Raw genomic sequence first — 19,328 nt, 5'->3', positions numbered from 1 at the left:
ATTCAATCTCTTTTAGATTGAAAATCACCTCAGCAATATGCCGAGATGATACAATGTTAATTTTCTGTTAATTTTTATGTCCTTGTTTATTCCATCCCCATTAATAATTTGTGCTTCACCATCCCCATTTAAAAATGTAGATATTTTAGATGTCTTTGCCAATCGATAATCTTTTTCTATCCCAATAACATGCTCATTTGCTCAACTAAACGGGTTAACTTGATAACTTTGAATCAGTTTATTTATAGCAGATGTATAATTTGGTTGAAGTTTTTGGATAACATTTTCGATATAATCCATATACGAAACCAAAAAGTGTCCACTTCCACTAGCGTAATCAATCATTTTAGGAATAAAATCTATATTTCTTTGTTCTAACTTAGATTTAATAATTGTTTCAATAGGTAGGGAGTTAACCATAAATTCTACTATCGGCATTGGAGTAAAGAATTGTCCAGATTCTTGTTTTCAAGATGTGTTAAGAAGTTCTTCGAAAAAGTCCCCTAAAAATTGGTGTTTGTTGTTGTATTTAAATTTATATGATTGCAGTAATAAAACCATTTCTTTTAAAACACCGTTGTTTTCGATAAATGTTTTATCATCAAAAACTTCAATGAAGGAAAAAGCATTATTTTTCTTTAATCGCAAATCATCTATAACTTGACGGAGTTTTTGTTTATTATCATTATTTTCAATGATTGATTCAATTTCCGAATCAGAGTAGTCAATAATTTGTTTTTTCATACAATAATTCATACCATTTTTGTATAAATCATTTAATCTTTTAAGAAAACTTAAATCATTATCAATATTATTGATGAATTGAAATTGCATCCCATTAATTTTTTGTCCATCTATTTCAAAATTACTATCTTCTAAAATTTCATCATATACTTTTGTAATAAAAATATTAATCATCTTATCAAATGCATTAGATTTATCAGAAACACTATTTTGTCTAAGAATGCTTAAAAACTGGTTAAAAATAAGTTTCATCGCATCAGAATCTATTTTTTTTAATTGATGATATTTAATTACTTGAAATTCTGCTTCAAAGAGATTGTTATTGAAAACAAAATTACTTATATCTCATTGTTTGTTTCATATTTCATACATTGATTCAGTTGATTCTGCTTTTGTTAAAATATCGTTTATAAAAATATTAAAAAATTGGTGACTTTGATTTATAAAGTTATAGGTGTAGTAACTGCCAACCTTGATGTTTTTATCTTGAAAAAGATAACTAAATATTTGCATAGTATGCTTAGCAGATTTATGATTGATATATTTATGGATTGAGTTTATATCTTTAACTTCAAAAATATAATAAGGTTTTGCATCTTTTAATACAACTACATCTGCAAAACCGGATGTATTGTGTCCAAGTTTTCAACTTTTTTCTAAATATATTTGTGATTTTTTATAACCTTTTTCTAACAGTGAAGCAACTAACATTAAAACTGATCAATTTTCATTTTTGCTTAAATCAAAAATCCTTTAGTGACCAAAGTTTTTAAAGTTTTCTATACATCATTTTTGATTATTTAAATCTATTTTAATAATAGCATTCTTGATTCTGATTGTTATAATACCTTCTTCTTTTGAAAATAAAGGAAAATTCTTTAATAAAGTGTTTAAGTATATAGTATCCATAAGTATCTTTCTAATTATATATGATTTTGATATGAGAGTGTAAAAAGGTAAAAAAAGAGACTTATGTCTCTGAATTATTATGTGAAAGGAGGGTTATCTCAAGCAGTAAGACTTATAAGTCTTTCATTCTTGTCTTAAACAAGGTTCTTAATAATAATATCATAGTTTTGTAAAAAACCAAGAAAAATATAATCTTTCTCTTAAATACCAAATATAAGGTATTAGGAAAAAGAATTTGATCGTTTCTTTTAGTGAGTTGGTGCGGCCGAAAAAATGTAGCCTTAATCACAAATAAAATAGTTTACTAAACCACTAACATTTAAATATTTTCGTTTCTTTATATTGAATATTATCTCTATTGTTCTTTAATATAAATATAAGCAAATATAAATTTTATATATGTTAAACAACCTAATAATGAAAAGAAAATAAAAATTTCCAGTTTTATTCTCAAAAATAATATAAAAACAAAAAAAAAAAAAAAACAATTCAAAAATTTAAATAAAATTAAAAGTGTTTATTTGATTATTTATGAATATAAACATATTTTCTAGTAAATAGTATAAATAGATGATTTGTAAATCATCTAACTTTATAATAAGAAAGGGAAAAATGAGAAAAAGAAATAAATTACTTACATCTCTTTTATTTATATCTGCTTCTACAACAGCAATAGCAGCAAGTTGTGGCAGTCAAACACCTGCTGCTAAACCGGAAACACCAGGAAAAGAAACACCACCAAGTGAGCAAACTAAACCAGGTAATCAAACCCCACCTGATGAAGGAAGCAAACCTAGCGATGGAACACCAAAACCAGGTGGTGAAACAACCAATCCTGGAGAAGAAACTAAACCAGGACAAGGAGATGGTTCACAAACACAAAATCCAGGTGGTTCTGGTGAAAGTGGGAATAAACCTAGTGATGGTTCTGGGACAGGTACTACAACACCAGAAGACGGAACAAAGCCTGGCTCAGGAAACCCAGATGGTTCAGGAACAAATCAAACACAGGAACCAGTTGTTCCTAAAAAAGAAGCTGCTAGTGTTGTAGCAATCGATGCAAACAATTTATACAGTCAAGTGAACAAAGAACTTTCATTACCATATACAGTGCAAGCATACTATAGTGATGGAACAACTAAGGAAGTTCCTGTTTCATGAGAAATATCAAAAATTAAAAAGGAAACTCCTGCTGTTTATCAAATTACTGGAACAGTTGCAGGTAAGCAATTTGTAAAAGAATATGAAGTATATAATGAAAGTGCTTTTCAGATAGAAAATCCTTATATTACAGTATATGAGAATGATAAAGTAACCTTACCTGAAACAGTTAAAGTCATCTCTAAATTTGGTACATTTAATGAACCTGTTGTATGAAATGAGCATTCATCAGTTTCAACAGCAAAAGGTACACAGCAAGATATCACAATCCAAGGACATCTAAAAGACTATACTAATAGACCCGTAACAGCATACTTAAAAGTTGTAGATAATAACTATACAACTAATACATCTACTAACATTGTAGATACTAATGCATCTGATGTCAATCATGCAACAGCGACTGTTAAACCTGCTAAAACTGGTTCTGGCGATGCTATTACCAATATAGTTGATGGAACTTGAAATAGTAGTGAAAATAGATTTACCAACTATGCAAGAGATCGTCAAGCAGATTCTAAAACAGGACAAATAACAATTGATTTAAAAAGAAAACAAGATATTGCTGGTGTTAAGTTATTTATGTTTGCTGATTTTAATACAGGTAATAATGGACCAAAATACTTATATATTTCCACATCAGAAGATGGACAAACATTCCATCGGGTATTTAATCAAAGTAAAAGTGATAACTTCGCATTAAATACATCTGCTAATATACAAGATGCTAATAATAGCAACAACTATGTAATAACTTTTGAAAAAGTTAATGCACAATATATTCGTTTTGATTATGAAAACTATCCACGTGATGATACTCATAATTATGTTTTTGGTTTAAGAGAAGTGTTTGTATATGGTGCAACCAAAGCACAAGGACATAGAGACAAAGATAGTAGTAACTCACTTGATTCTATTGTTGTTAAAGGACATGGTATAACAACAGATACATCCACATTATTTTCACCTGACAAACTTGATTATAACGGAACCAGTAGTCCTAGTGATAATTTCCCAACCGAAGTAGATTTTAACTTACCACAACCAAGTCGTGCAAGGGTGCAAACCTTTAGCATCCAAATTGATGCAAATACCAAAAAATGATATGCATTAGTTTGATCAGAAACAGGACAAGTTAAAACATATACTTATACTCATAGATTACTTACCAATACCAAAAAACTTACCACTGTTGCTTTCTCAGTTCCAGACATTACCATTGGACAAGCACAACCTGTTATATTTAATTTAATCGCAAATGATAACACTAAGATAGAGCCAAAAGACCTAGATAAAAATGGAATTGAATTTCACTTAGTAAATAATCAAAATCCAAATATATACTTTAGTTATCAAAGTGGTAATTTTATCGGTCGTCACTTTACTAATGCTCAACAAGTCGTGATGAAAGTAACATATCAAGGAATTTCATATACATCTGCACCTGTAAGTATCAATGTCTTAGAATCACCTACTTCTCCTTTCTCATTTAGAATGGATGAATTAGCAGTTGCTAAAACTCAAACCTTAGATGTTTTAAAAGGTGATAGCATTAATTTACCTAAATACATCGAAGCAATTTATCCAGGAGATAAATATGCTAGATATGTTGATGTAACATGAAATAATGTTCCAACAACAGCAAATAATGTTGGATTCTTTACTTATAGTGGAACCGCAACATATCGAAACTTAACTAGAACTGTAACAGCAGCAGTAGCTGTGCATGATATTAAAAATGTTTCAGATATTCATGTTTCAACTTTAAGTGGATATGCACCTGATTTACCTAATACTGTTACTGTATTTGATGATTTAGGTAGAGCATATACTAGACCAGTTATTTTCCCTACATTATCCGATGATGAACTTAATTCAACTGATGTTGTGATGAAAGAAGCAATAGTTGCTGGAACAAATTTAAAAGCAAAATTATATGTTGCTAAGGTAGCTAGAAGTGCAAACACCACAGCTTCTGTTGTTTCTCAAAAATCAGCAACTACACAAGAACAAACTTCTGCATTATTCCCTGCTGCATTCGCATCATCTACTATGACTGCAAGTACATCACAAGATAGTAGTGCTGTCACATATTCTGTAGATTCATTAAATGATGGAACTGCTGCAGCAAATATCACAACTCCTGTTTGAAGCAATAAATATACTGAAGCAGAAAGTACACCAAAAACACAAGTTGCTAGTTCAGGGGGTTCAGAATCTGGTTCTGATAAGTCCAATACAGAACATACAGCATCAGAAACAGGAACTGGCGCTACAGATAATCAAGAAGGAAAAGGACAAGATGGACATTCAAGCGGTTCAGCAGTAGCATCTGTTGCAAAAACAGAAGAATCTAAAACAGTAAAGCAAAGCGAAACACATACAGATACAATAAATACTGCTAATGATAACTATGTTGGAGTTGCTTTTGGGGATTCTACATCTAAGTCTGTTAAAGTAGATCGAGTTAAAGTGTGATTTGCAGCAGCTGATGATGCTAAGAAAGTAGGTATTCCCACAACTGTTAGTGTCGAATATTTATCATCAGCAGTCACTGGATTAACCGATTCTACAAAAACTCAATTATCTAATCTAAATGATAGTTCATCAACTGCAACAAACTTAAAAACTGGTACCTGAACCCACATCACCTTACAAAATCAGAATCCTACTATTAAGTCAAATGATTATACTGAGTTAATCTTTGCTAAACCAGTTGATGCATATGCAGTAAGAATTAAATTTAGCATCCCAACCAATAAAAATTCAGTGCAAATTAAAGAGTTTCAAGTTCTTGCTCCAAATACAAATGTTTCAAAACAAAGTAGTTTTGAAACAACTGTAAAATATGATCAAAATAACTATCCAGGATTTAATGAAAAAGCAGATATTACAACTTATACTTTAGGACCTGATCAAAGTTTGGATAAATTACATATTTCTGCTACAAATAATGCTAATATCTTTACAACCTTACAAGATGAAACTTTAACAGTTACTGTTTCATCAGAAGATGCAAGTAAGTTTAAAACATATGTATTTAAAACTACATCTGCTGATGCACTAGCAGAACGAAGATCAAAAGTAGTTGATAAAGTTTGATATTTACTAAACAACTTTACCAGCAAAAACTATACCCTTACCAAAGGAAGTGCAGTATATGCACAAGCGTATAATGTTTGAGGCATGACTAAAACAGCATCAGTTACTGATTTAGAAAAAGCTTGAAATGAATTAGAAACATTAATGAAACAAGATTAATTATTAATATTTACATCGCATTGTAAACAATGCGATGTTTTTGTATATTTTTGTTAATTTAGTATATCGATATTTACTGATGAAAAGCCAGGATAATGAAAATATAAGAAAATTTTGCAGTTTTATCTTTTAAAATTAGATAAAAACAAAAAAAAAAAAACAATTCAAAAATTTTAATAAAATAGAAAGTGTTTTATTTTTAAAAACATTGTTTTTATAATAAAACAAATTTACTAGAAAATAAAATTTTATAAATATTCAAATAATGTAAAAGGAATAATTATGAGGAAAAAGAATAAATTACTTACATCACTTTTATTTATATCTGCTTCTACCACAGCGATAGCAGCTAGTTGTGGAAGTCAAAGTTCAACTACTAAACCTAAAACACCTGAAGAAGGAAAAACACCAGGTGAACAACCCAAACCAGGAGATCAAACCCCGCCTGACGAAGGAAGCAAACCAGGTTCTGAGACACCAAAACCAGGCAATGGTGAAACAACCAATCCAGGTGAAGCAACTAACCCAGGACAAGGAAGTGGTTCACAAACACAAAATCCAGGTGGTTCTAACGAAAGCGGTGATAAACCAGGTGATGGTTCAGGGACAGGTTCACAAACTACACCACCAGAAAATGGTGGACAAAATTCAGGTAGTGGCCAAGGAAATGTTGAAACAAAACCTGGTAATGGTAGTGAAAACCAAACCACACCCCCTGGTAATGCTAATGAACAAAATCCTAGTGATACAGATGATTTAGATGAAAAACAAACTTCTAAACAACCTGCAAGTATTTTAGATATAGATGCAAATAATTTACATAGTGAAATAAACAAAGAACTTGTTTTACCTTCTAAAGTTAATGCTATTTATAGTGATGGAAGTAAAAAGGAAGTTGATGTTACATGAGATAGTGCTAAGGTTGATAAAACCAGAGCCGCAGTCTACCAAATAACTGCGACAGTTGATGGTAAATCATTTGTAAAAGAATATGAAGTATATACCTTTGAAAATGCATATCAAGTTGAAAGTCCTTATATAACAGTCTATGAAAATGATTCAATTAGTTTGCCTGCAACAGTAAATGTGTTTTCTAAATATGATAGTAAACCAGAAGCTGTAACTTGAAATTCTACAACTAATGTTTCAACTGCAAACGGAACATCAAGTGATATCCAAATCAAAGGACATTTAAATGCTTATGCTGATAAAGAAGTTACTGCTTATTTAAAGGTTATTGATAGTAATTACACTACAGGAACACAAAATATTTTAGATACAACATCATCTGATTCCAACCACGCAACTGCAACAGCTGTCCCAGCACAAACTGGTATAGAAAAAATAGTTGATGGAACTTGAAATAACAGAGATAATAATTCTAATAACTGAGTAGGTAATCGTCAAGCGAATGCTCAGACAGGTCAAATTACTATCGATTTAAAGACTGCGCAAGATATAGGTGGTGTTAAGTTATTTATGTTTGCTGATTATAATACTGGAACAAATGGGCCAAAAAGTCTATATATTTCAACTTCAGAAGATGGAGTTAATTTCCATCGGGTATTTAATCAATCAAAATATTCTGATTTTACATTAGTAAATTCATATACTGTCGGAGTTACTAATGAAAATAATTCTAATAATTATAAGATTACTTTTGAAAAAGTACATGCTAGATATGTTCGTTTTGATTATGTCAATTATCCAAGAACAGATGTACCGACAAAATCATATGTATTTGGATTACTTGAAGTATTTGTTTATGGTGCCACAAAAACTACTGGACATCGAACAAAGGATGCCAGCGATTCATTAGAATCGATAGTTGTAAAAGGTAATAGAGTTACATCTGATACATCAACATCGTTTGCTGCTGATAAATTAGATTATCAAGGAAGTAGTAGTTTTACAGATGGATTCCCAACAGAAGTTGATTTTAACCTACCAAATCCATCAAGAGCTAGAATGCAAACTTTTAGCATTCAAATCGATAAGTTTACTAAAAAATATTATGCTTTTGTATGATCGGAAACTGGAGTTACAAAAACATATACATATACTCATAAATTAATTAATAAATTAAAAACTGTAGCGTTCTCGGTTTCGGATATTACCATCGGACAAGCACAAGCAGTTGATGTTTCATTAGTTTTAGAAGACGGAAGTATAATAACACCTGAGTGATTAGATAAGGATGGATTTAAATTTGAATTAGTTAATTCAAATTTAACTAATATTTTCTTTGATTATCAGGATGGACACTTTGTCGGTAGACACTTTACTAATAGTCAACCTGTGGTATTAAAAGTAAAATACCAAGGAGTTGATTATACATCTGCACCAGTAAATATTAATGTTAATGAAACCCCTGGTTCAAATGCTTTTTATATGGATAATTTATCCGTTGCTAAGACACAGACTATTGATGTTTTAAAAGGTGATAATATAACATTACCTAAATACATCGAAGCAATTTATCCAGGTGATAAATATCCTAGATGAATTGATGTAACATGAGATAATGTTCCAGAAAAAGCAGATAAAGTAGGTTTTTATACTTATAAAGGAACTGCGTCATATCGTGGATTTACTCGTGATGTAACTGCTGCTGTTTCCGTACATGATTTGGTCAAAGTTGCAGATACACATATTGCAACATTATCTGGATATGCTCCTACCTTACCTACATCAGTTACTGTTTATGATGATTTAGGTAATTCATATACTAAATCTGTTACATTTGAAAATTTAACAGATGATGAATTAAATTCTGATCAGATTGTTGAAAAAACAGCAACAGTTACAGGAACAACTTTAACAGCAAAATTATATGTACGTAAAGTTCCGAGAACTGCCACCACAAAAACAACTGTTGTTTCACAAAAAACATCAGAAAGTTCTGATTTATTCCCTGCTGCATTCGCATCATCTACTATGACTGCAAGTGCATCAAGTGACAATTCTACTACTGTAACATATAATGTAGATTCATTAAATGATGGAACTGCTGATGCATCAACAACAACTCCTGTTTGAAGCAATAAGCATAATGCAACTGCAGAAAAAACAAATAATAAAGTAAGTAAAAATACACAAGAAAATGCAGGTACAACAGGAGAAGGTGGTTCTGCTTCTCCAGTAAAATCTATTGATAAAAAACCAACTAATGAGGATTCGCAAAGTAAAACACAGACAGCTTCAACACATAGTGGTGCTGAAGGTTCACATACTGATTCTTCAACCTCAACTGGTAGTTCAGGGAAAGGTTCATCAGTTTCAGAACCTATGACTCAATCAATGGAAGTATCAACTGTTGCAGAAGTACAAGAAGGAGAAACTGTAAAACAAACACCAGATACACCAGCAAAAGTAAATGAAAATTATGTTGGTATAGCTTTTGGTTCAACCACATCAGCATCAGTTAAAATAGATCGAGTTAAAGTATGATTTGCAGCAGCTGATACTGATAAAAAAATTGGTATTCCTACTAATTTAAGTGTCGAATATTTATCTTCAGCAGTCACAGGATTGGATAGTTCAAATAAAAGTCAATTATCTAATCTAAATGATGACTCATCAAATGCAACAAACTTAAAAACTGGTATCTGAACCCACATCACCTTACAAAATCAGAACCCTACTATTAATTCAAATAATTACACTGAGTTAATCTTTGCTAAACCAGTTGATGCATATGCAGTAAGAATTAAATTTACTTTACCGAATGGATCAGATGCTGTAGTTATTAAAGAACTACAAGCATTATCACCCGATACAAATGTAACAAAAGAAAGTACCTTTACATTAAATGTAAAATACGCAAACAACAATTATCCAGGATTTAATGAGCATCCAGAAATTACTGATTATACATTAGGTGTTGATCAAAGTCTTAACTTATTAACATTTTCTGCAACAAATAATGCTAATATCTTTACATCTTATCAAGATGAAACTTTGACAGTTGTTGTAACATCAGAAGATGGAAGTATGTCAAAAACTTATAAGTTTAAGACTAACACAGCAGATTCTTTGATCAAACAACGCAGTGATATAAGTAAAAAAATCAGAAGATTGCTAAGAAAATTTGCTGATCGTGAATATACTTTAACTAAAGGAACTGAAATTTATGTAAAGGCATATAAAGTATATGGAATGAGCAAAACAGCAAAAGTTACTGAATTACAAAAAGCCTGAGATGATTTACAAAAATTTATGAATTCGAATAAGTAGCAAATGCTACTTTTTTAAATCAAATTTATATGGTTTGTGTAGATTTGATAAAATTACTTTATGGAAATTTTATTAACGGTAATTACAGAACCTTTTAAATATTTATGAGGATTTCTAAAAAACCTTTTTGATATACAAGGCTGAAAAGGTTAACGGAAAAAATTGAATCAATAGAAATTTTTGTTTATTTACCAATAATAAATATTATTTTCTTAGTTATTAGCATACTTAATGCATTAAGAATCATCCCGAATCCTGAAATATGATTATTTTCATATAAGGTGAGTTTACTGACTTTAATTGCTATCTATATTGCAGCTGAAACGGCATTTATAGTTATTTATATTATATATTTAGGAAATAACATCAAAGAAAATGGTTGGATATGAATTTTATTTTCCTGCATACTGATGGTATTTTTCTTAATTGTCAGTATTTGATCGTTATATGATTTTTATTGGTTTGTAATTGATGTAATAAAAAACTTTTCTGTATGATTTCCGTTTATTACAGGCTTTGTGCAATTTTTAATTGGATTATTATATACATTAATGATTGCATCAGCATTTTTTATGTTTGCATTTCATATTTTAATGGCGCATCAATGTTTGAAAATCATAAGTTTTATGGACCTTGAAAACCGATACAAAGTTTATCAATGTTTTCTATAATGATTATTCCGATAATAGCAATTGTTTCATTTATTTTGCTTGTTGTGCTTATTGTGCTTTCAATCATTTTATTTTTTACATTATTATACTGAGGTTTAAAACTACTAGCAAACATTGCTAAATAAATTTCAAAATATATTTAACTATAAAGATCGTATGTGGTATAATACAACTAAGTTATATGAAAATTTGAATTAAAACTATAAGTTTTATTGCAATACTTTTGTATTAAATTTCATTACAATATTTAAAACCTTAATATTGTAATTTTATATAACTTATAAAATGAAAGGGGATTAAAAAATGGAACTTTTTAACTTTGATTTAGTACAGCCACATACTATGGAAAAGATTTTACTTGCTGAATCTTCATCTGAAGTTGCTACATTAGAATCAAAAAGAATTATTACAATCATCTGTCCAATATTTCCTAGATGATAATTTATCATATTGATTTATAAAATAAGGAGTCAAAATTAGAAGTTTGATTAAAATAAAAAGACTTTATAGTAAATTTGATAACAACTGAGATATTTATAATGATGAAACTTTTGCATATTATAAATATCTTAATGAAAAACTACCTGATAAAGGCTGAAAAATACATATTTCAACTGATATAAAATCTTATAATGATATTCTGCAACGAGTAGTTACATTTTGTAAGATTCATAACATAAGTTTTAAATATATCCAAAATTACAAGGTTTTATATCAGAATTTATTTGAAAAACAATTAAACAATTTGACTGGTAAATTTATTACTATTTATCCTACAAGTGCAAAAGAAGCAAAAGAAATAATTATTAATTTATATCCAATTTTAAAAGAATTTAAAGCACCTTTGACATATTCAGATAAGCAATATAAAAAGAGTATTATTCATTATCGATATGGCAGTATTAGTAAAAAAGATGAAAATGAATATAAAAAAATTGTAAAAATGTATAAACCTGCTGATATCAAAGATTTATTTTACAGTAAACCAATTTCTAAAATAATTAATGGTTATAACTTAATAGGTTTAATAACATTTGATTCGTTTTCTAATATATGATTAGCAACAAAGGATAAACAAAAATATGTGATAAAAGAAAGTAAAAAATACTTTTTGAACGGAGAAAATATTAAAGCAAGAGAGCAAGAGTCAATAATTGCATCTATATCTGAAATACCAAATTTTCCAGTATATATTGAGAAATTCCGAAATTCGCAAAGTATTTTTTATGTATATAAATATTGCGAAGGAAAACAACTAGATCTATATAAATATGATTATAATTTACTTTATGATGTTAGTGAAGCAAAACAAAATAAAGTTATTGATTTAATTGATTCATTTAGAAGTTTCTTTAATATATTAAAAAACAGTCCAGTTGTTTTAAACGATGTGAAAATGGATAATTTTCTTTATAATGAAGATAAAAAGATGCTCTATTTTGTTGATTTAGAACATTCACAATATCATAAAAATTCATCACCAATGAATGTTAAAAATCCATATTTTAATACTAATAATTTAACACACTCTACAGATAAAATGAAGATGTTCTATATGTTATTAGATTTTCTATTTGATTATAAAAAAGATTCTTCCTTAGATCCATCAGATTATTTATCACTCATTTTTTATTTGAACAACTCATATGAACTCTTAAACATTGCAATTTTTTTATTTAAAGTATTTAATAGAAAACTAACTATTAAACATTTTGATTCGTTGTATAACCTTGAAATAATAAATGAAATCTTTAGTAATAAAAATGATTTATTACCAACAATTTCAAGTATATCCGATATATTTAATTACCTAAATTTAAGATTAATTTATAGTAATTTTGCTTTCCAAAGTATTTTACAAGTTCTTATTGATACAAAAACAAGTTATAAAGCAAAATTAGTCCTTAAAAAATGATATAAATCTATAAAAGAAAAGTTAGATTATAATCTGTTTTATGATACAGGAAATTATCATTCACCATATTTAATAAACGGAAGTGCAGGTATTTTATATATTTTGCTTTTTGCTAAATATAAGTTTAATATCCATGACTTTGATGAAGAAATTATGTTAATTTCTAATAAGTTATTCAAATCATTTACAAGAAAAATAAGTTTAGCAAACGGTTATGCAGGTATTTTATTAGTGCATTATCTTTATGTTGAATTATATAACATTAATAATGATAAAATCAATAAGCATATAGCATTTATAAACATTTGTTTAAGGGATCAAAAGATTATTGATTATGACAAAAGAGAAATAGATGCAAGTTTTTGAAATGGGTATCAAGGATTACATCTGCTTTATAAAGTCTTTAAATATAGAAAGGAGAAAGTTGAAAAAACTATTTAATAATAAACCATTGTTGCTTTATATATTTATTTTTAGTATTATCTCAGTTGCTGCATCATCGATAGTTGTTTATTTTGTTGCTTCATTGATTGATAGCATCAAAAGTGGTGATAAAGCATTATTTCAAACAAATTTAATAGTTGTTATATCTTTAACTGTTATATTCTTAGTTGCCACATTGATGCAACTACTTCTGAAGAATAAATTAAAACAATATGTTAGCACATTGTTAACTAAAGGAGCAGTATCGAAAATTTCTACTTTGTCATCGCATGAAGTCACTGAAAACAAAGAAGGTAGATACCTAGTTTGAATTAACAAACGTGTGCCCGAGCTACAAGAATTTTTATTTACAAGCCTTTTTGATACAGTCATAGGTGTCTTTGTGCAAGTTGCAACCTTAATTGTTATGTTTGTGATAAGTTGAAAATTTGCATTAATCGGACTTGCAATATTGTTAATTTCATTTATTTTTCCTTTCTTTTTATCAACAATTGCTGGGAGAATGCATAAGAAATTTATGTTTTCAATGGAATCTCATGTTGCAACATTACAAAACATCTTTAATGGATTTAAGTTCTTATGATATTTAAATAAACCTGAAAAATTATTTGATTTTATCGATGTGGCATTAAAAAAATGATTAAAAGATTTGGATAAAACACAAAGTACCGTTATCAAATTAGAAGTAATCAACAGTGGTTTTCAATATATCTCATATATATTGATGATGTTTATTATCGGTTACTTCATTTTCTATCAACATGAACCACTTGGTGCAATATTTGCTGTTCCTGGCTACTTTTACACCCTTTCAATTCAACTGCGTTATACAATTTATGTAAATCAAAATTACATTGCTTATAAAAGTTATTTAAAGGATTTTAGTAGTGAATTTGTTGCTTCAAACAAAGATAATGCAGAAATAAATGTAGAAAAAATTCGAATAACTAATTTGAATTTTGCATATGAAGAAAATGTAATTTTTAAAGACTTTAATTTTACCTTTTATAAAGGTAAAAAGTATGCAATAGTAGGTAAATCTGGATCTGGTAAGTCTACATTATTGAATTTAATTTTAAAGCAACTTCATGGATACAATGGAAGCATTAAAGTAAACGATCAAGAAATCAAAGATATAGATGTAAGTGTATTAAATAATTCATTTACATATTTAAATAGCAACGAGAATGTATTTTATGATAGCATATATAATAATGTCACTTTATGAAAAGAAAATATGCAAGATCAAGTTAAATTAGCTCTAAAACAAGCTAATTTAACCGAATTTAACCTGGATTATGTTATAGAAAGTGACACAGCCTTATCTACAGGACAAAAACAAAGATTAAATTTTGCTCGTCATTTTTACCGAAACAAAAATCTTTTAATTTTAGATGAAGCAGCATCGAATCTTGATAAAGAAAATACAAAAGATTTATTTAATAAATTAATGCAAAATCCAGATTTATTATTAATTAACTGCACTCATCATCTTGAAGATACTAGTTCATACGATGAGGTAATTAATTTAGAGGTAGCATAATGAAAAATGTTATATCAAAAATAAAAACACCATTTTTGTTTTTTGTTTTGGTTGCTATCATAGTTAATAGTTTTCAATTTGTTTTATCTATCTTAGAAGGTTATGCAGTTAATGCTGTTATCGGGCAATACGCATTTGTTAAAAATGATGCATTTTTAAGTTTTGGTATTTTATTAATTGTAATTGTGGCTGCATATATTATGTCATCGATAAGCACTTATTTTTATTATATGCTTTCAAATAAATTTGGTATATATACAGCAAAATCAGTTTCTAGAATCTTTTACAACCAATTATTTCAAGCAGACTCAAAAACAAAATTAAATTATTCATCGCAACAAGCCTTTGAACAAGTTTTTAATAATGCAAATGCAATCGCATATAATTCACTGCTTCCACTTGTAAACTTTTTATCTACTACGATAAATTTAGCTGTAATATTGATTTTCTTTGGATTATCCAACATCATCGCATTTGCTTTTGTAATAGGAATTTTACTTTTATCAGCATTACCTAACTTTATCTTTTATAAAAAAATTAGTTGATATGTTGAGCAAAATCAACTTGTATTAAATGAATTAACATCAAAATTAACTTACTACTTAGAAAGATATTCATTATTATATTTTTCAAACAATCAAGAACTCTTATATAAGTTTATTGAAAATGAAGTAAAAGAATATTATCAAAAAGTTTATCATTTTGATAATATTAATGTTTGAAATAACAATTTATCAAATGCTATTACTGAAATAGGTGTGATTGTAGGTTTAATTGTGTTAGGATTTTTATATATAAAAAATCCATTATCAATTTCGATTGGTTTAATATATACCTTTAAAAAAGGAATGGATGATAGTAAAGACAACTTTTCAAAAATGGTTGATGGAATAAAATATGTATTGGCTTCAAAGGTTTTATATAAAATGCTAGAACTTAACTTTGATAAAGATCGTGGAAATGTAAAAATGCAACCTGTTGAAAGCATACAAGTTAAGAATTTAACTTTTGGGTATGAAAATAAGCTCTTATTTGATAACTTCAATTATACCTTTAAAAAAGGCAAAAAATATGCTATTATTGGGCCATCTGGTTGTGGAAAATCTACTTTATTAAATTTACTTATTAATAATATCAATGATTATCAAGGACAAATATTAGTTAATAACACTGATGTAAAAACCTATACTGATGCATCGATTAAAGATAATTTAAGTTATTTGAATGCAGAAAACTTTGTTTTTGATGTTAATCCATTTAATAATGTTTCGTTACTTGAAAATAACGAAGAAAAGGTTCTAAAAGCACTTAAACAAGCATATATGGATGAAGAAGTAATACAGAAGTTTAAGGATAAAGATTTTGATTCATATAATAATTTATCATTAGGACAAAAACAAAGATTAACACTTGCAAGAAGTTTTTATCAAGAAAAGGATGTGATGCTATTAGATGAAACATTATCCAATTTAAATAAAGATTTATCAGATAAGATTTTAAATACTTTATTAGAATCATCTAAAACAATTTTACTAGTTTCGCATCATTTAAATACAGAGCAATTAGAAAAATTTGATGAAGTTATAAAGTTAGGTTAATAAATTAATTTCGGTTCATGTGAACCGAATTTTATTTACTTTTCATATATTTTCCATATTTATCTTATTAAATATAGCAGATTTTGACCAATCTGTTTTTTTTTTTTTTTTTTTTTGTTTAAAATTAAAAAAAACACAAAAAAGAAAGGAAAAAATGACAATACAGTCTCCAAAAAGTAATTTAGTTGCATTAATCCTGTGCATTTTTCTTGGTGTCATAGGAGCACATCGTTTCTATGTTGGTAAAGCAGGAACAGGAGTTTTATTTTTCTTAACTCTTGGTGCAGGTTTTGTATGATGAATAATAGATATCATCATGATAATTTCAGGAAGTTTTACTGATAAATCTGGTGCTTTCTTAAAATGAAGCAACTAAATAAAACCAGTCCATTAATATGGACTGATTTTTATAAAACAAAATAACAATAATAAATTTTACGAATAATTGATAACGAGAAATAAAAAAAATGAATAATATAAAAATCTTTACAAAGGAGGTAAAAAAAATGATATTTTGGATCCAAGCAAGTCGAAAGACGAAAGATATGCGATTATAAAAAGGGTCAAAAAATCAATAAGGATATCGCAAATATTAAGAAAGGAGCGATAATATTATGAATATAAACTTCAAGGATATCTATACATTAAACAAACAATGGTTGAAAATGAGTGAACTAAATTATTAATTCTTGCTTGCATCCATAATAATTATTTCACATTTTGTTATAATAATTAGAATTTGATATTTTTAAGCAAGTTTTTATTTATATTTTGTGAAAAAATATCATAATTTTTATTTTGGATAATATGATATGTATAAATAAAGGTTGTGTAAACTTATTAAAAAAAGATTTAATTTTATAAAAAGTTAATTTTTATCTAAAAAAACAGGAAAAAATTAACTTTTTATAAAATTAGTATATAATAAATATATAAATTAGAAAGGAAACAAAAAATATGTTAAGAGAATCAAACAAAGAAGAAGTTTTATCAGAACTTCAAAAACCAGGAGACAGATTAGTAGTTTTCTACGCCGACTGATGTGGGCCATGTAGAATGTATAAGGGTTCTTTACAAGAGTTAGCGGATAAAGACGATTTTGAAGTTTTAAGAGTTAATATTGATACTCATAGAGCTTTTGCTAAGGAATCAGGAACTGAATCTATACCTTATTCAAAATTATACAGAAACGGAAAACTTGTAAAAGAATTTACTGGTTTTAAACCATATGATGTATTAAAAAATGATATTCAAGAATATTTAAAATAAAGGTATAAAAAATGGTGCCGACAACTGGACTTGAACCAGCGACCCCGTCCTTACCATGGACGTGCTCTGCCTGCTGAGCTATGACGGCAACTTCTATTATTATACCATTTTTAGATATAAAATAAAAGATTAATTTTGGACTTTTATGTCTGTATATTATATTTTTTACAACTTTTAAAACAGTTAAGAAATGAAATAAATTCTTAACTGTTTTTTGTTAAAGATTTGGTTAATATGACTCAGAAGTAAAATAAATTTCTTGCATCTTTGATTTTGAAACGAATTTTCATTTCTCATAAAGTTTTTTGAGCATTGCATCTATGAATATATCTTTATTTATATCAACTTACTGGTAAAGAAACGATGAGAGTTTAAAAAATCATAATCATAAACGACACCACATCTTCTTAGATCGCTTTAATGTTGAACATCATATTTTTGCAACCGTTACACTTGAGCAAAAACCAACAAAGTATCTAAATGCATTTAATGCTTTGTTCGATTATATTATAGATTTAAAAGATAACCCTGATTTAGCAATTTTTTTAGATGCTGATTTTGATGTAATTAAAAATCGCATCCTAAAAAGAGGTAGAGATGTTGAAATTGAAAACTTCGATTTAAATATATATTATTTTAAAAGATTACATCAGTTATATCGTCCTTTGTTTGAACAATTGGTGCAAAAATATAATATTCCTTATAGAATAATTAATACAAATGATTTAGATGACCATCAGGTGTTTGAAGAAGCAATAAAGATTATAGATAAATTTGTTGATGAAAAATAGATATTATTTGATATCTATTTTTGTCTATTTAAAAATTGATATTTTTAAATATAATTATAAAAAGAAAGGATAGAAATGGACAAAAAAGTACCTAGTTTGAGGTTTAATGGATTTGAAGATGAGTGAGAACAACAACTTTTTAAAGATATTTATGTTTTAGGTAAATCTGGTGGGACTCCTTTAACAACAAATAAAAAATATTATTCAGGAAATATACCTTTTTTAACTATTAAAGATATAACAAATTCAGAAAAACTTATAAAAAATACAGAAAAAAGAATTTCTGATGAAGGTTTAAATAACTCTAACGCTTGATTGGTTCCAAGAAATTCATTAAATATGTCTATTTATGCTTCTATAGGAAAAATAGCGATTAATAAAGAAAATTTAGCAACAAGTCAAGCTATTTTTAGTTTTATTTTAAAAAATAATAAATTGCTTGATTTTTATTTCTATAATTTATTTTTTAAAAATTTTAAAAGACACTGAAATAAAGTATTATCAACAGGAACTCAACCTAATTTAAGTAGCGAGATGGTTAATAAAGCAAAAATTTGAAAATCATCAAATGAAAGAGAAAATATTTTAATAGGAAGCATATTTTCTTCTTTAGATTCTCTCCTTTTGCTTCATCAGCAAAAATATGACTTTTTAATGAACATTAAGTCAACTTTGCTATCTAAAATGTTTCCTAATCAAAACTCAAAATTTCCTAATATTCGTTTCTCTGAATTTACTCACGCTTGAGAACAGGAGGTTTTGGGAGAATATGCTAGTTTTAGAAGA

General features: G+C 27.7%; 12 protein-coding genes and 1 tRNA gene. 11 read left to right on the top strand and 2 right to left on the bottom strand.

The features are described from left to right. Positions 1 to 12: 12 nt before the first annotated feature. The gene (locus tag ACXYRR_RS03950) at positions 13 to 1,455 is read right to left on the bottom strand and encodes a DNA methyltransferase family protein (RefSeq protein ID WP_458598121.1); all 1,443 of its coding nucleotides are present in this window, start codon (positions 1,453 to 1,455) and stop codon (positions 13 to 15) included. 810 nt (positions 1,456 to 2,265) lie between these two features. Here ACXYRR_RS03950 and ACXYRR_RS03945 point away from each other — a divergent pair. The 9 genes from ACXYRR_RS03945 to ACXYRR_RS03905 all read left to right on the top strand — a co-directional run bounded on the left by ACXYRR_RS03945 (position 2,266) and on the right by ACXYRR_RS03905 (position 17,751). Then, positions 2,266 to 6,075 (top strand): Ig-like domain-containing protein, encoded by a 3,810-nt coding sequence (locus ACXYRR_RS03945; RefSeq protein ID WP_458598119.1) that lies wholly within the window; start codon positions 2,266 to 2,268, stop codon positions 6,073 to 6,075. Between the two features lie 282 nt (positions 6,076 to 6,357). Further along, a complete protein-coding gene (locus ACXYRR_RS03940; RefSeq protein WP_458598117.1) occupies positions 6,358 to 10,311 on the top strand; it encodes an Ig-like domain-containing protein in 3,954 nt (1,317 codons plus the stop codon). Positions 10,312 to 10,415: 104 nt separating this feature from the next. Further along, positions 10,416 to 10,982 carry a hypothetical protein gene (locus ACXYRR_RS03935; protein WP_458598115.1) on the top strand — a complete coding sequence of 189 codons (567 nt, stop codon included), beginning with the start codon at positions 10,416 to 10,418 and terminating at the stop codon, positions 10,980 to 10,982. A 303-nt stretch (positions 10,983 to 11,285) separates the two neighbouring features. After that, positions 11,286 to 11,423, top strand: a complete 138-nt coding sequence (locus ACXYRR_RS03930; protein WP_435129896.1) for a hypothetical protein — start codon at positions 11,286 to 11,288, stop codon at positions 11,421 to 11,423. A 43-nt stretch (positions 11,424 to 11,466) separates the two neighbouring features. Then, complete coding sequence (locus tag ACXYRR_RS03925) at positions 11,467 to 13,338, top strand: class III lanthionine synthetase LanKC N-terminal domain-containing protein (RefSeq protein ID WP_458598113.1); 1,872 nt, start codon at positions 11,467 to 11,469, stop codon at positions 13,336 to 13,338. Further along, positions 13,322 to 14,884, top strand: a complete 1,563-nt coding sequence (locus tag ACXYRR_RS03920) for an ATP-binding cassette domain-containing protein (protein ID WP_458598111.1) — start codon at positions 13,322 to 13,324, stop codon at positions 14,882 to 14,884. Before ACXYRR_RS03925 ends, ACXYRR_RS03920 begins: the two co-directional genes overlap by 17 nt. Further along, positions 14,884 to 16,482 (top strand): ATP-binding cassette domain-containing protein, encoded by a 1,599-nt coding sequence (locus ACXYRR_RS03915; RefSeq protein ID WP_458598109.1) that lies wholly within the window; start codon positions 14,884 to 14,886, stop codon positions 16,480 to 16,482. The genes ACXYRR_RS03920 and ACXYRR_RS03915 overlap by 1 nt, the downstream gene beginning before the upstream one ends. A gap of 154 nt (positions 16,483 to 16,636) precedes the next feature. After that, positions 16,637 to 16,858 (top strand): TM2 domain-containing protein, encoded by a 222-nt coding sequence (locus ACXYRR_RS03910; RefSeq protein WP_458598107.1) that lies wholly within the window; start codon positions 16,637 to 16,639, stop codon positions 16,856 to 16,858. Positions 16,859 to 17,439: 581 nt separating this feature from the next. Beyond that, complete coding sequence (locus ACXYRR_RS03905; RefSeq protein WP_458598105.1) at positions 17,440 to 17,751, top strand: thioredoxin family protein; 312 nt, start codon at positions 17,440 to 17,442, stop codon at positions 17,749 to 17,751. Between the two features lie 12 nt (positions 17,752 to 17,763). On the opposite strand, the gene ACXYRR_RS03900 is transcribed toward ACXYRR_RS03905, so the two are convergent. Next, positions 17,764 to 17,839 (bottom strand) — tRNA-Thr (locus ACXYRR_RS03900). Between the two features lie 283 nt (positions 17,840 to 18,122). Here ACXYRR_RS03900 and ACXYRR_RS03895 point away from each other — a divergent pair. Together ACXYRR_RS03895 and ACXYRR_RS03890 are read left to right on the top strand one after the other, a co-directional pair. Continuing rightward, a complete protein-coding gene (locus tag ACXYRR_RS03895) occupies positions 18,123 to 18,542 on the top strand; it encodes a deoxynucleoside kinase (protein ID WP_458598123.1) in 420 nt (139 codons plus the stop codon). A 75-nt stretch (positions 18,543 to 18,617) separates the two neighbouring features. Further along, a partial coding sequence (locus tag ACXYRR_RS03890) for a restriction endonuclease subunit S (protein WP_458598103.1) occupies positions 18,618 to 19,328 on the top strand: 711 nt, incomplete at its 3' end.

The sequence above is a fragment of the Mycoplasma sp. 246B genome, assembly GCF_054353935.1.
Note: the sequence above shows the minus strand (reverse complement) of the source record. Positions and strands in the feature narration are given on the sequence as shown.